15 protein-coding genes are annotated in these 13,779 nt (G+C 68.1%); 8 read left to right on the top strand and 7 right to left on the bottom strand.

Annotated elements, in window-relative coordinates; translation table 11 throughout:
- Window positions 1-42: 42 nt before the first annotated feature.
- Complete coding sequence (locus ABD817_RS33315) at window positions 43-1,512, top strand: FAD-binding oxidoreductase (protein WP_344922281.1); 1,470 nt, start codon at window positions 43-45, stop codon at window positions 1,510-1,512.
- A gap of 36 nt (window positions 1,513-1,548) precedes the next feature.
- On the opposite strand, the gene ABD817_RS33310 is transcribed toward ABD817_RS33315, so the two are convergent.
- A complete protein-coding gene (locus ABD817_RS33310; RefSeq protein ID WP_344922280.1) occupies window positions 1,549-3,669 on the bottom strand; it encodes an acetoacetate--CoA ligase in 2,121 nt (706 codons plus the stop codon).
- Between the two features lie 583 nt (window positions 3,670-4,252).
- Here ABD817_RS33310 and ABD817_RS33305 point away from each other — a divergent pair.
- A complete protein-coding gene (locus tag ABD817_RS33305; RefSeq protein ID WP_344922279.1) occupies window positions 4,253-5,395 on the top strand; it encodes an AAA family ATPase in 1,143 nt (380 codons plus the stop codon).
- A 24-nt stretch (window positions 5,396-5,419) separates the two neighbouring features.
- On the opposite strand, the gene ABD817_RS33300 is transcribed toward ABD817_RS33305, so the two are convergent.
- The 3 genes from ABD817_RS33300 to ABD817_RS33290 all read right to left on the bottom strand — a co-directional run bounded on the left by ABD817_RS33300 (window position 5,420) and on the right by ABD817_RS33290 (window position 6,954).
- Window positions 5,420-5,638, bottom strand: a complete 219-nt coding sequence (locus ABD817_RS33300; protein WP_344922278.1) for a DUF397 domain-containing protein — start codon at window positions 5,636-5,638, stop codon at window positions 5,420-5,422.
- Window positions 5,639-5,899: 261 nt separating this feature from the next.
- Entirely contained in the window at window positions 5,900-6,103 is a 204-nt protein-coding gene (locus ABD817_RS33295) for a DUF397 domain-containing protein (RefSeq protein WP_344922277.1), read from the bottom strand.
- Window positions 6,100-6,954 (bottom strand): helix-turn-helix domain-containing protein, encoded by an 855-nt coding sequence (locus tag ABD817_RS33290; RefSeq protein WP_344922276.1) that lies wholly within the window; start codon window positions 6,952-6,954, stop codon window positions 6,100-6,102. The genes ABD817_RS33295 and ABD817_RS33290 overlap by 4 nt, the downstream gene beginning before the upstream one ends.
- Window positions 6,955-7,186: 232 nt before the next feature.
- On the opposite strand from ABD817_RS33290, the gene ABD817_RS33285 reads away from it, so the two are divergent.
- From ABD817_RS33285 to ABD817_RS33260, 6 genes are all read left to right on the top strand, one after another.
- Window positions 7,187-7,453 carry a hypothetical protein gene (locus ABD817_RS33285; RefSeq protein ID WP_344922275.1) on the top strand — a complete coding sequence of 89 codons (267 nt, stop codon included), beginning with the start codon at window positions 7,187-7,189 and terminating at the stop codon, window positions 7,451-7,453.
- Complete coding sequence (locus ABD817_RS33280) at window positions 7,450-7,875, top strand: ATP-binding protein (protein ID WP_344922274.1); 426 nt, start codon at window positions 7,450-7,452, stop codon at window positions 7,873-7,875. The genes ABD817_RS33285 and ABD817_RS33280 overlap by 4 nt, the downstream gene beginning before the upstream one ends.
- Window positions 7,876-7,984: 109 nt before the next feature.
- The gene (locus ABD817_RS33275; RefSeq protein WP_344922272.1) at window positions 7,985-8,119 is read left to right on the top strand and encodes a hypothetical protein; all 135 of its coding nucleotides are present in this window, start codon (window positions 7,985-7,987) and stop codon (window positions 8,117-8,119) included.
- A 249-nt stretch (window positions 8,120-8,368) separates the two neighbouring features.
- Entirely contained in the window at window positions 8,369-9,301 is a 933-nt protein-coding gene (locus ABD817_RS33270; protein WP_344922271.1) for a hypothetical protein, read from the top strand.
- Complete coding sequence (locus tag ABD817_RS33265; RefSeq protein ID WP_344922270.1) at window positions 9,298-9,870, top strand: AAA family ATPase; 573 nt, start codon at window positions 9,298-9,300, stop codon at window positions 9,868-9,870. Before ABD817_RS33270 ends, ABD817_RS33265 begins: the two co-directional genes overlap by 4 nt.
- Before the next feature lie 17 nt (window positions 9,871-9,887).
- The gene (locus ABD817_RS33260) at window positions 9,888-11,345 is read left to right on the top strand and encodes an ASCH domain-containing protein (RefSeq protein ID WP_344922268.1); all 1,458 of its coding nucleotides are present in this window, start codon (window positions 9,888-9,890) and stop codon (window positions 11,343-11,345) included.
- A 151-nt stretch (window positions 11,346-11,496) separates the two neighbouring features.
- Here the strand turns inward: ABD817_RS33260 and ABD817_RS33255 are convergent, their stop codons facing one another.
- From ABD817_RS33255 to ABD817_RS33245, 3 genes are all read right to left on the bottom strand, one after another.
- Window positions 11,497-12,231, bottom strand: coding sequence for an HAD family hydrolase (locus ABD817_RS33255; protein ID WP_344922332.1), 735 nt, complete (start codon window positions 12,229-12,231; stop codon window positions 11,497-11,499).
- A 180-nt stretch (window positions 12,232-12,411) separates the two neighbouring features.
- Window positions 12,412-13,044: an HAD family hydrolase gene (locus ABD817_RS33250; RefSeq protein WP_344922267.1), complete on the bottom strand. Its 633-nt coding sequence runs from the start codon at window positions 13,042-13,044 to the stop codon at window positions 12,412-12,414.
- Between the two features lie 129 nt (window positions 13,045-13,173).
- On the bottom strand, window positions 13,174-13,680 hold the full coding sequence (locus tag ABD817_RS33245) for a DUF6912 family protein (RefSeq protein WP_344922265.1): 507 nt from the start codon (window positions 13,678-13,680) through the stop codon (window positions 13,174-13,176).
- Window positions 13,681-13,779 lie beyond the last annotated feature (99 nt).

Below are 13,779 nucleotides of genomic sequence, written 5' to 3'. Positions count from 1 at the left end.
CGAACCCCTCCGGACAGGCGGGCATTCCTTCGGACCGGCGGCTTGGCCGCCCTCACACTGGGCGCTCAGGGCACACCCGCCCTGGGCGCCGTCGGCATGACCGGCGCCGGCACGACCGGCTTGAGCTCCACGGGCGCGCCTCGGCCCGCCGACTGGCGGGCCCTGGCGGACGGGCTGGAGGGCAGGATCATCCGGCCGGGCGACGCCGCGTACGACGGCGCCAGGAAGCTGTTCAATCCCGCCTTCGACGCGGTCCGGCCGGCGGGGGTCGCCTACTGCGCCAACCCCTCCGACGTCGCCGAGTGCGTCGGCTTCGCGCGCCGGCTGAACCTGCCGCTGGCCGTACGCTCCGGCGGGCACTCCTACGCGGGCTGGTCCACCGGCACCGGCCTCGTCCTCGACGTGTCCCGGATGAGCACGGTGAGACACGCCTCCGGGAGGGCGACCGTCGGGGCGGGCGCCAAGCTGATCGACGTCTACGACCGGCTGGCCGCGAGCGGGGTGAGCATCCCCGCGGGGACCTGCGCCACGGTCGGGGTGAGCGGGCTCGCGCTGGGTGGCGGGATCGGCGTGGTCTCCAGGAAGTACGGCCTGACCTGCGACGTGATGGAGTCGGTCCAGATCGTCACGGCCGACGGGAAGCTGCTGACCTGCGACGCGAACCACAACGCCGACCTGTACTGGGCCTCGCGGGGTGGCGGCGGGGGCAACCTCGGCGTGGCGGTCTCCTTCGGGTTCCGGACCCACCCCACCCGCGAGGTCACGGTGTTCTTCCTGCACTGGCCGTGGTCGAGGGCGGTCAGGGCCCTGCGCGCCTGGCAGGCGTGGGCCCCCTCGGCCCCGGACGCCATGTGGTCGGGGATGCACCTGAGCCGCAACGGCGCGACGGACGTGGAGGTCGTCGGGCTCTACCTCGGCGGCAGGGCCGGGTGCGAGCGGCTGCTCGACAGGCTGGCCGACGCGGCGGGGTCGCCGTCGTCGAGCTCCGTCAGGCAGACCTCCTACCGCCAGGCCATGCTGATCATGGCGGGCTGCGGCTCGCTCTCGGTCTCCCAGTGCCACCTGGGCGGCTCCCTGCCGGGGCAGACCCGGGGCGGGCGGCTGTCCAGGGACACCTTCAAGGCCAAGTCGCACATGGCCTACCGCCCGCTCTCCGAGGCCGGGGCCAAGGCGCTGGTCGCCCAGGTCGCCCGCCCCGGCGAGCACACCGTGCTGCTGGACGCCCTCGGCGGCGCCGTCGCCAGGGTCCGCCCCGACGCCACGGCCTTCCCGCACCGGGCCGCCCTCTACAGCGTGCAGTACTACGCCCACCGCTCCGGGGCGGCGAGCTGGGCCAGGACCGCGCACGCGACGATGCGACCCCACTTCGGCGACCACGCGTACGTCAACTACATCGACCCGGAGCTCAAGGGCTGGCGCGCGGCCTACTACGGGGGTAACGCCGCCAGGCTCGCCCAGATCAAGTCCGCCCGCGACCCGGGCCGCCTGTTCCGCCTTCCCCAGGGGATCTGACCCCGGCCCGGCCCGGCGCGGTGTGGCGTGTGGTGGTCAGTGCCGTGTGCCGTCGGCTCCCGGTACGAAGTGGGAGAGGACCTCGGGGTTGGCCATGGCGTCGAGGTTGGCGGCCTTCTCCGGGGCGACGCCGAGGAGGATCTTGCGGATGGGGACCTCCAGCTTCTTGCCGCTGAGGGTGCGGGGGATGCCGGGGACCTCGATGATCTCGTTCGGCACGTGGCGCGGGGAGAGACCCTCCCGCAGCTCCCGGCGCAGGCGCGCGACCAGGTCGTCGTCCAGGGGCGTCGCCTCGGCCATGGTGACGTACAGCAGGAGACGGCCCTCCTGCCCGAGCTGACCGGTGTCGATCACCAGGCTGTCGGTGATCTCCTCGAAGCGCTCCACCACGCGGTAGAACTCGCTGGTGCCCATCCGGACACCACCCCGGTTCAGGGTCGAGTCGGAGCGGCCGTAGATCACGCAGCCGCCGTCGGGAAGGATCTTGATCCAGTCGCCGTGCCGCCAGACGCCGGGATACTCGGAGAAGTAGCTGTCGCGGTAGCGGGACCCGTCGGGGTCGTTCCAGAACATCACCGGCATCGACGGCATCGGCAGGGTCAGCACCAGCTCGCCCACCTCGCCGATCACCGGCGTGCCCGACGGGTCGAAGGACTCGACCCTCGCCCCCAGGCAGCGGCACGGGATCACCCCCGCCCGGACCGGGAGCAGCGGTACGGCGCCCACGAAACCGGTGCACACGTCGGTGCCGCCGGAGAACGAGCCGAGCTGGACCTCCGGCAGCGCGTCGTGCACCCAGGCGAACCCCTCGGGCGGCAGCGGCGAGCCGGTGGAGCCGAGCCCCCGCAGCCGGTCGAGACCGGACGGTTCGAGGCCGGCCTTCATGGACGCGATCACGTACGGAGCTCCTGTACCGAAGTAGGTGACCCCCTCCTCCGCGGCGAGCCGCCAGAGCGCGCCGGTCTCCGGGTAGGTCGCCGCCCCGTCGTAGAGCACCACCGCCGAGCCGACCAGCAGGCCGCCGACGAGGTAGTTCCACATCATCCAGCCGGTGGTGGTGTACCAGAAGAAGACGTCACCCTCACCCAGGTCCTGGTGGAAGGAGAGCGCCTTGAGGTGCTCCAGCACCACGCCGCCGTGACCGTGCACGATCGGCTTGGGCAGCCCGGTCGTGCCCGAGGAGTAGACGATCCAGAGCGGGTGGCCGAACGGCACCGGCTCGAAGTCGAGCGGCCCCGCGACGGCGCGCGTCTCCGCCCAGCTCACCGTACGGACTCCGTCCCCGGCCGTGCTCGCGGTAGCCCGCCCGGCCACCGTCGCGGCCGGGACGCCCACGTCCCCGATCACGGCCGGGGCATCCGCGTCCCTGGTCACGGCCGGGGTGCCCGCGTCCCCGGTCACGGCCGGGGCATCCGCGTCACCGATCACGGCCGGGGCGTGCGGCGCGCCAGAAACCCCAGGGGCATCCTGTACGGCCTGGGCCGGGATGCGCACCCTCGCCACCAGGGTCGGCAGTTTGGCGGCGATGTCCTGGACGACCGCGCTCCGGTCGAAGTGTTTGCCGTTGTAGTCGTAGCCGTCGACCGCGACAAGCACCTTCGGCTCGATCTGGGTGAAACGGTCGATCACGCTGGACGCGCCGAAGTCGGGCGAGCAGGAGGACCAGATGGCGCCCAGGGAGGCGGTCGCCAGGAAGGCGATCAGCGCCTCGGGGACGTTCGGCACGTAGGCCGCGACCCGGTCGCCCCGCCCGACGCCCAGCGCGGCCAGCCCCGTGCGGACCCGCGCCACCTCCTCGGCCAGTTCCCCCAGGGTGAGCGTCCGGCGCCCGCCCGTCTCGTCGCGGGAGACCACCGCGAGCCGCCCGGGGTCGGACGCGGCCCCGCGCAGCGCGTTGGCCGCGTAGTTCAGCGTCGAACCGGCGAACCACTCGGTGCCGGGCATCTCCCCCGACATGACGGACCCGTCACCGCGCTCCCCCACGACCCCGAAGTAGTCCCAGATCGACGTCCAGAACTCCTCGGGGGCGTCGACCGACCATCGCCACAGGGACTCGTAGTCACCGGCCCTGCCCAGCCACTCCGCGTAGCGGGTGACCTTGGCGTTCCTCACGATCTCCGGGGACGGCTCCCAGAGCGGCGCACCTTCCTCAACCATGGCCCCATCCTCTCGGCGCCCCACCCGAATGTCATCCCCCGAGACCACACACCCTCCGCTCACCCCGTGTGGGACGACCACGTACGAACCCCCCGGCGGCCCGATCCCGTCCCCCGAACTCCCCGAGACGCGCGGAACCCGGCAACGGACATGGCTCTCACACCCAGTCCGCGACGCATGCCCCGCCCATACCGGAGCCGTCTCGCCCCCCCTCGGCCCCGGCACGGATCGCTCCCCTCAGCCGATCACGTGGAACCGATCAGCGACGACAGGCCCGGCTCGACGCCATCCACCTCCCCACGCACGGCCACCGACCGTCGCCGAGGAAAACTCACCGCTCGACATACTGTTGCTGGCATCTCCTAGAGGAGCGTCATAGGCTGTCTCGTACAGACTTTCTGTACGAGAACGCAGATGACACGGAAGAAATCGGTGTGACAGGAGGTCAACGGTGCTGATCCGCTTCCGGTTGGCCAACCATCGGTCCATTCGCAGCGAGCACGAACTGTCGCTGATCGCGACCGAATTCGATGAGGGAAGAGGACGCGGGACCGGCTTGAGGCAGCGGGGGCGAGAGGTTTTCGTGCAGCCCGTGCTGGGGGTGTTCGGAGCCAATGCCTCGGGGAAGTCCAACCTGCTCAGCGGCTTCCAGTTCATGCGTGACGCAGTGACGGAGTCCTTCGCGGACTGGGCGAAGGCACCGGAGGCGGTTCCCCGGGAGCCTTTCAAGCTCGACCCCTCCTCCCGCGAGGAGACGACCCTGTTCGAAGTGGATCTGGTGCTGGGCCGAGATCCCGTCCGCTACACCTACGGCTTCGAGTTGTCGGACGAGCGGGTGGAGGCGGAGTGGCTTCACGCGTACCCTCATGGCCGTCGCAACGTCTGGTTCGACCGTGAGGCGGATCGCCCGGAGCAGGAGGGCGGGGAGTTCGTCTTCAGAGGAGAGGGCTTCAAGGGAGAGCGGGAGTCCCTGGTCAAGCTGACCCGTCCGAACGCCCTGTTCCTGTCCGTCGGCGCGGCTCTCAACGACCCCCAGTTGTCGGCGATACACGGGTGGTTCCTCGACAACCTGTGGCTGATCACGCCGGGAAGGGACCTCGGCGCGCGGGTGCGCTGGACCACACGCCTCCTGAGAGACCAAGACCAGTCAGAGAACCACCGTCAGCGCATCGTGCGGTTGCTGCGATCGGCCGACCTGGGAGTCACCCGGCTCGACACGGATCCCGAGACCGGTGAGATCCGGCTGTGGCACCGCGCCCCGAATGACGGGGAGACCGCGCTGGACTTCCGCGAAGAAGAGTCCCTGGGCACCCATTCCTGGTTCGCCTTCCTCGGCCCCATGCTCGCCGTCCTGGATCAGGGGTCGGTCCTGCTGGTGGACGAGCTGGATTCGAGCCTGCACCCCGCACTCGCGGCCGAGGTCGTGCGCGTCTTCCAGGATCCCGTGTCCAACCCGCGCGGCGCACAGCTGATCTTCACCACGCACGACGCGACCCTGCTGGGCAATGCGGTGCTCGACCATCCACTCGGCCGCGACCAGGTGTGGATCACCGCGAAGAAGCACTCCGGGGAGACCGAGCTGTACCCGCTGACGGAGGCCAAGCCGCGCAAGGAGGAGAACCTTGAGCGCGGTTATCTGCGCGGCCGTTACGGTGGGGTCCCCCGGGTCACCGCGGGGGAGATCGTCCGTGAACTGTCCCGGCGGGAGGCCAAGGAACCGGCGTGAGCAGGCGATATTACGAGTTCGACTTCAGCGGCTTGCGGGCGCTTCGAATTCTCCCAGGCGGACGCCTCCGGCAAAGGCTCGCCATTCACCGGAGGTGAAGACCAGCGTCGGGCCGTCCGGGTCTTTGCTGTCACGCACGGCCACCCGCTTACCGAGGAAAGCGATCTGCACGCATTGACCGTTCGAGCCGCTAAGGCTGCTGGTCCACCACTCGGCGCGGGACAGATCAAGCTTCTCGTTCATCCTCGCCTCGCTCTACGTCTGCGAGCGCACGAACCGGAAGATCGCGGCTCTCATCTGGGCTAGTTGCTACAACTAGAGGTTGCTTGAATCTCAGGTTATGTCGCCTCAAGCCAGTCTTGCCGTCCAGGATCAGATCTGTTTGGAAAACGGCTTTCCCCCGGCTCTGTGCGGGTAGCATAAAGCGCCCGATCACCAGAGTGGCCGGGCGCTTCTCCGCTTCATCCGAGATGACTCGACAGGGATGTCTTCAGGCCGGACGAGTCAGGTCAGGTCGAACTCGCCGCTCTTGACGCCGGAGACGAAAGCGCTCCACTGACGTGGCCCGAAGGTCAACGCGGGCCCCTGGGGGTTCTTGCTGTCGCGGACGGCCACGGTGTCGGGGAGGTTGTCGGCCACCTCGACGCAGTTGTTGCCACTCCCGCTCAGGCTGCTCTTACGCCAGGCGGCGTTCGATAGATCAGTCATGAGAACAGGTGTTCCTTGGTGTCGGCGATGAGCCCCAGGGACTCCTCCGGGGGCAGAGCGGCATCATATATGCGCCCAAACGCCACTTTATAGCGTTCTACCTGCTCCGTGCTTTCCACATAAACGTCACCGGCCGTGCCTTCCACGTAGGCGACATCAGGATCGACGTCTTCCGCGAAGGATAGGACCGTGAACGCGCCTTCGAGTCCGGCGTGCACCCCGACGCTGTAGGGAAGGACGCGGATCGTCACGTTGGGTCGGCGGGCGGCGATCAGCAGAGCGCCCAGCTGGTCGCGCATCAGCTCGTGACCCCCGATGGGGCGACGGATGACGCCCTCGTCCACCACCGCGAGCAGTTCCGGCGCGTCAGGACGGCTGAGCAGTGTCCGCCGAGCCATGCGCGCCATCACTCGCCGCTGGATGTCCTCTGGGTCGTGCGGTTCAGGTCTCCCAGCGCCGATCACCACGCGTGCGTAGTCCTCGGTTTGTAGAAGGCCCGGAACGAGCTGCACCTGCCACTCACAGATGCGCGACGCCTCGTCTTCCAGACCCACGTAGGAACCGGTGAACACGTCTGCGTAAGCCGTCCACCAGCCTCGCTTCCTGACCTCCTTCGCGAGCTGGATCAGCGTGGCCCGATCTGACGATCCGGCGCCGTACAGATCGCAGATGGCGGCGACGTCAGAGGTGCTGGCACGCGTGCGGCCGGTTTCGATGCGGCTGACCTTGCTGCGGCTCCATCCGAGCTGGGCCGCTGCGGCTTCGGGACCCAATCCCCTCGCCTCCCGCATTCGGCGTAGCTCACGAGCGAGACGCCTGAGTCGCACGGTTGGGCTGTAGGTCGGTGACATGGAGCAAAGTGTGCCGCAAGTACGACTCAGATGCACAGGATCTCATTATTTTTGCACAGTGCATTGACAAGCTGCATTTGGTAAGCACATCATGACGCTGCGTTCATCGCTGTGCTCGATGCTTTTGCCAGGCGCCCGTTGCGCACTATGTCGGAAAAGCCTGCTGGAGCGGACGCGCAGCGGGTCGGCAAACCACAGTCGAAGCGCAACCTCACTCAAGGAGGTCAGGGTTATGCAAGCGTCGGATCGGGAGAACCAGTTCATTCACCTGGTGCGGCTGGCGTGGGATCTGCGCACGTTGCATGTGACCTCGTCGGTCGAACTTCCCAAAGACAAGGAACCCGCCCTGCTACTGGGCGCGGAGAGCAGCGCCGTGAAGGTCCGGGCGACGAAGGAGCGGGGCGTCTGGGTTTTCATCTGGGGCCGGGGTCCCGAGCAGCGGGTACGGGCTCTGAGCGAGGAAGCGGCACGAACCATCCAGAAAGCGGTGTACCAGTGACGTCGCGATTTCTGGGCGGGGTCGTTCTCCCCGGGGAGCTGGTGTCGGTTCCGCTGGCCCGAGCGTTCGTCAGGGCGGCCCTGAGGCTGCGTGAACTCGCGGGTGACGAGGGTGACGAGTACGTGGTGCTGCTGGTGGTCAGCGAGCTGGTGACCAACTCGGTGCGCCACTCCAACTCCGGCAGGCGCCGAGGCGGCCTGGTCACGGTGAAACTGCGAGCGAAGGGGCCGGTGCTGCGGCTGGCCGTCGTCGACGAGGGCACGCTGGACAGCGCCCCGCAAATCCGGCGGGTGGACGCCGACAGCGACGGGGGACGCGGCCTGGAGCTGATCGAGGAGATGGCCCTGAAGTGGGGGTCGTACGAAATCACGGCCGGGCGCGTCGTGTGGGCCGATCTCGCCCTGAACATATGTGTGGCCTGACGCGCCGACCTCGGCAGAGAGGAAAGGGATGTTGAGAGACCTGATGGCTCGCCACGGGCGAACCTGGATCATCGCGGAAGGAGCCGGAGGCTGCTATGCCGTACGACGCGTGAGCCTGCGGGCACACGGGCTTGAGCGCGGCCTGTGCAACGTACGCTGCGGAGCGACCGTGGAGGAGTTGGCCCGCAACCTGGACGAGGAAACCCGGCTGGAGAAGCGGTCACGACTGCATCAGGCGTTCTAACCCATGGGCGGGGGAAGGGGAAAGATCCAAATTGGTGCCGCTCACCTTTCAGAACCGGGATCAGCGGCCTGCGAGAAGGTGACCGACGCCGGGGGGCGAAGTGAGCAGAACGACAACGTACGCCAAACCCATTCGTATAGATCAGCCATCGCGTGTGAGCGTGGGCTGCCGAGGATCTGGCATATAGCTCTGGGCATTTTATGGGCATCAGACTGGGCTTTTTCTGGGCATGTCTGAGATGCTGAAGTCATGACCAAACCTGGAACAGCGGCGGTGAACGCGACGGCGACTGATGTCCTGGCTGAGGAGGTCAAAGTGCTGCTGCGCGCTGGACTCCCAGTTCAATTGGAACGGTGCGGTCCGAACCTCTTGGGGTTGCATGGAGTGAGAGCACGGTCGTCAAGTCCAGATGTTCCAGGCAGCCGGGCGCGGGCGCTGGATGGTCTGCTGCGTGAGCAGTTGGACCGGCTGGAGAACAGCGAGCTGGCCGAGGCGGCCCGGCTGTTGTTCGGCGCACAGGTCTCGACATCGGGGTCGACGCTGACTGCCCGGCGAGCGATGGCCGCCGCCGCATCCGGATATGAGGTGCACCACTTCCGTAAGCGAATCGAGCCGAGGCTCTTGGAACTGCTGGCCTGGCAGTTGCGCCGTGACAGTGAGGCCTTCGCCACCCGACACGCCGAACCGCCCGAGCTGCACGCCACCTCTGGACGGCTCGTGCTGCCATCGGATGTCTTCGCATGGGAGGCCGCAGAGCACCAGCATGCCCTGGCCTCCCTATGGGGGGCGGTCTATCTGTTACGCGCGCAGTTACTGACCGTAGCGCGGCTGGTGAGCATGGACACCGCCGGGCAGGACTTAGCGGCTGCGGTGGCGCTGTGGCGGCATGCCCTGGTACTGCGCGCCGCCCATGCCTACCGATCCGCCTACGGCGCGGTGCTGCTGCACGCGGCGACCAAACTCGGCCCTGAGAAGATCGCTGCATCCGCCGGTTGGACGCCACCCCTCACTCCTCCCCAGGAGCTGCTGCTTACCGAACTCGCCGACTCGGAGCAGGGTTGGGACTCCTTCGCTGCCCGCTTGGCCCTCGCTGAGGGCGGCACCGAGCTGGTCGCCGTCTGGCAGCGAGCACTGATCGGCCGCCAAGGCGGTTCCCAGGAAGAAAAAGGACATCACGCATGAGTCTTGACCAATTACTCAATCCGAACACCGCCCCCCGCCGGTATGTCGTGACTGGAGGCCCTTCTGCGGGTAAGGAAGCCGTGATCGCCGAGATTCAGAAGCGAGATATTCCATGTACCGAGGGGGAACCGGCCCGGGAGATCTATCGCGAGCACCGCGAGCGCCTCGGCCGCCACTTGCAGGTTGGTGATCGGCGCGCCTACTCCCGCGATGTGCTGAACGCCTTCGTCGCCGAGTTCTGCGGGCACACGTCCGGGTTGCGGTTCTACAACCGCGCCATTCCCGACGGGTACGGATGGGACGCCTTCTTCGGGCTGGGCCCATATCCGGAACTTGAGGAAGCCTCCCGCATCTACCGCTACGACGCGGTGTTCGTGCTTGATCCCCTTGATGACTTCGATTCCGAGGACGATCTGGTGTGGGCCAAGGAGCGAGAGATCCGCCGCGTCCACGAATTAATCATCCAGGGCTACTACGACGCCGGCTACCGGCCGATCTTCGTCCCTGCTGACGAGCCAGGCCGCCGGGTCGACTTCATCCTCGCGCAGCTTCCCGTGCCAACGATCTGACCGAAGGGCCCCACCTTATGAGCGGCCGTACCGATTCCGTGGAGATCATCAGCCCGAACAACGTCCTGGCCAACGCGATGCTGCGTAGCGTTGACATGGTCCGCCCCCGTCTGCAGGCTACCAATCCCGATCGGGTCGCTTTCTGCGTCGGCACCCAGATCAACGGCGCACCCCATTTGGGCACCTCGCTGGTTCAGACAGCGGCGTTTCTCCTCGCCAAGGCCACCAAGCGCATCTTCAATGTGGATTCTGTCGTCCGGTTCGGCGCACTCGACAACGCGCCCTATGACATCCGCCTGGACCCTGAGACCCATCATGCCTACCAGCAGACCTACATCCACGCCCTCGGCGGCGACGGCGTCGCCAAACTGATCGACAAGTACTACCGGGGTATGTTCGACTCCCTTGCCGACGCCACCGGCGTTGACTACGAGATCGAGACTTACTCCGCCCAGCAGGCCGACCCCGCCTTCCGGCATGAGTTCCTAGCTACCCTCGGCCGCTTAGACCAGATCCGCTGGCCGCTCGCGCCTTCACACGGTGAGGTTCACCTGCGCCTGCCTTGCCCGCAGTGCGGGTGGGCCGAGAAACGCTCCGAGCGAACGAAGCTGCTACGCACTGGATCCGGTGGAGCGGATTTCGCCGCAGTGTGCACCGACCACGGCGGCTACGAGATCGCCATCACCGCCGACACCAGCGCCTACTTGGACCTGGCCACCCTGTACCGGAACCTGGTCAAGGAGCGGATGGCCGCCCGCGATCACGTCACGTTGTCGGTGATGGTGAAGGGCGGCGATTGGGCGTACGGCTGCCAGCTGGTGGATGAGGCCTTCGCTCAGCTCCCCGGGCTCGTCCCTCCGCCCCGTATCTTCACACCGATGGTGCTGACCGACACCGGCGCGAAGCTGTCGAAGTCACTGATCCGGGATGGGAAGGTCCCACCGCCGCCCGGCGCTCGGGACTGGATGCTCGACGTCACCGAATGGGTCGGCGACACCGATTCCTACGTCGACGCCATGGTCTGGCTCGTCGGCCGGATGCTCTCCGACCCCAAACACTTCTATCGCAGCTACACCACCCAGGAACTGGACCGCATCATGACCAGCAGGACCGCCGCACCCGCAGGCGTGCGCGCCCGCGAGATGAACCTTTACCGCCGATACTTCGACCTGGTCGCCGCCGGGCGCAAGACCATCGAGGTCCGCGTTCAGTATCCCAACCTCCGCACCTTGAAGGCGGGCGACCACATCCGCTTCGTGTGCGGTCGCGACGACGCCCTCACCAAGGTCAGGCGCGTCGCCCGGTACAGGAGTTTCGAGGAAATGCTCGACATCGAGGGCCCCGCCAACGTCAATCCGGACAGTCCCCGCGAGCAGCAACTTGCCAATATCCGCCGCATCTACGGACCCGAGAAGGAAGCCCTCGGCGTGCTGGCCATCGAGATCGAACTCCTCGACCCTCCGACCGGTCACTGACACGAACCTCGAACGGCCGGACCTTCTCACCCCGCCCGGCTGAGCTTCCCCCGTAGGGCGGATATCGGCGGTGTGGCCTCAGACTTCCGGGTCCGGCGGCCGGTGATGCCACTCGTCCTCGGGCGGGCCGGGGAGTCAACGGTGGCCGGGGTCAGCGGCCCGCCGGGGAGTGGCCCGCGCGCCGGGCCGGGGTGGTGAGGCCGGCGACGGCGGCGACGACCTCGGAGGGGTTGGAGAGGTCGGGCAGGACCACGTCGGCTCCCGCCTCGTGCAGTTCGGCCGGGAGGGAACGTCCCGAGGCGACCCCGATCATCGCGGCCCCGGCGATCCTCGCGGCCTGGACGTCCCTGGCCGAGTCGCCGATCAGCACGGTGTTGCGCCCGTCGAAGGTCGCCCCGTACCTCTGCTTGGCGCGGCCCTGCGCGACCTGTAGGAGGGTGGCCTTGGGATAGACCTCCTCGCCGTAGCCGCCGATCTCGAAGTCGATGTGCTTGTCGAGACTGAACGCGGTCAGCTTGTGCACCGCGTTGCTCTTGATCGTGCCGGTGAGCACCGACTGGACCACGCCGTCGAGCCTCGCCACGGCCTTCAGCGCGTCACGGGCGCCGGGCATCATCCGGCCGTCCTTGGCCAGGCGCCTGCGCCGGGCTCCGAAGGCCCCGGCCAGCGCGTCGAGGAATGTGGGGAGGTGGTCGTCCTCGGCGACGATCCCGTTGATGGCGAGCATCTCGAAGACGATCTCCGAGTCGGGGCGCCCGTTGGCCTGGGTCAGTTTGACCAGCGGCCTTCCGGTGACGCTGCGGAACGCCTCCGCGTACGCCTCGCGGGTGACGATCGACACGTCGACCAGCGTGAGGTCGATGTTCCAGAGGACGAGGCGGTTGATCGGGGGCCTCCCGGAATGGGGGTGGATGCCCAGGGTAAGGCCCCGAGCGCACGATGACCGCCTTCGATACCAAAAGGATCCGTTCGCCGGTTACCTCAGGGTCGTGCGAAAGGGTCGTGCGAAAGGTCGTTCTCTCGAGGTCCGCGACGAGCCGTTCTCGTGAGGTCGCGTCACCGGCCGTCAGGCGTGGTTGAGCGCGTCCGTGAGGGTGTCGACGACCGGGACGCCGCAGGCCATCAGGTCGGTCCGGCTGGTCATGCCGCCGGTGTAGAGGACCGCGCGCGCCCCGACGTGCTGGGCGGCGTGCGCGTCGTCCAGGCTGTCGCCGATGACGAGGACGTCGGCCGGGTCGACGCCGAGGGCGGCGAGGTGGGCCACCATCGACTCGGCCTTGTGCCCGCCGGAGGCGCTGCGCAGGCCGTCGATCCGGGTGAAGTGGTGGTCGATGCCGAATTCCGCGATCTTGGGAACCAGTCGTTCGTGCGCCCACATGGACAGCAGCGACTGCTTGCCACCCGCGCGCTCCCAGCTCTGCAGGGTGGAGAGGGCGTCGGCGGCCAGCCCGCACTCCAGCATCAGCCGGTGGTAGCTCTCGTGGAAATCGAGGTCGAGCCGCTCCCACTCGCCGTCCTCAAGGGCACGGCCGAGCATGCGCTCGTAGGCGGCCCAGATCGGGCGCGTGTAGACCGCACGGAAGCGGTCGGCATCGTAGGAACCCAGCCCGTACGGCTCGAACACCACGTTCGTCGCACCGACGACAGCGTCGATGTCATGAAACAGCGTGCCGTTCCAATCCCAAACAATGTGTCTCATATGCCCTCTAGAGTAGCGAAAATCCCCGCCGGATCGGTGCCGCGAACGGAAGCGGCCCGCTCGGAGACACCCCGGGCCTCGGGGCCCGGGGCTCCCGACGCGAGGGAGGCGAGGGAGAAGGGGAGGAGGTCAGCCGACCAGGTCGGGGATCTCCTGGGTGGCGTACCACAGGAGCTCGTGGGCCTCGGCGCCGTCCACGGTGAAGCGGGCGTCGTCGTCGCCGCGGTCGGCCGCGGGCAGCGCGGCGAGGGCGGCCTCGACGTCCTTCACCGCCGACAGGTCGTCCACGTGGACCGCGGCGATCAACCCCAGCGGGACCGCCGCGGCGAGCCGCACCCGGGCGCGCTCCTCCAGGTCGGCGCTCGCGCTCACGTCGCCCTCCGGTACGTCGACGGCGACGACCACCCGCCGCGCGGCGACCTCCACCCCGTCGGTGCGGTCGGCGGCCAGCATCCGCAGGGAACTCCTGGCCGCCTCGGTCAGGGCGACGTACTCCAGCTCCTCGGTGTCACCCGAGGCGTACCACTCGATCAACGCGGGGGTCACCGCGTAGCCGGTCAGCGGGGCCGGGCCCAGCTCCCCCACGGCGGCCACGCGGGCCAGCGCCGGGAGCGTACACGGCAGGTAGACGCGCATCCATGCCTCGATCTATCTCTCCGACATCGGCGCCGGTGCGGCGCCGATTCACGCATCGAGTGTGCCAGTACCGGCGGCCCCCGGTATCCAGGGGGCGGG

This window comes from Streptosporangium oxazolinicum (genome assembly GCF_039537505.1).
GTDB lineage: Bacteria > Actinomycetota > Actinomycetes > Streptosporangiales > Streptosporangiaceae > Streptosporangium > Streptosporangium oxazolinicum.
Note: the sequence above shows the minus strand (reverse complement) of the source record. Positions and strands in the feature narration are given on the sequence as shown.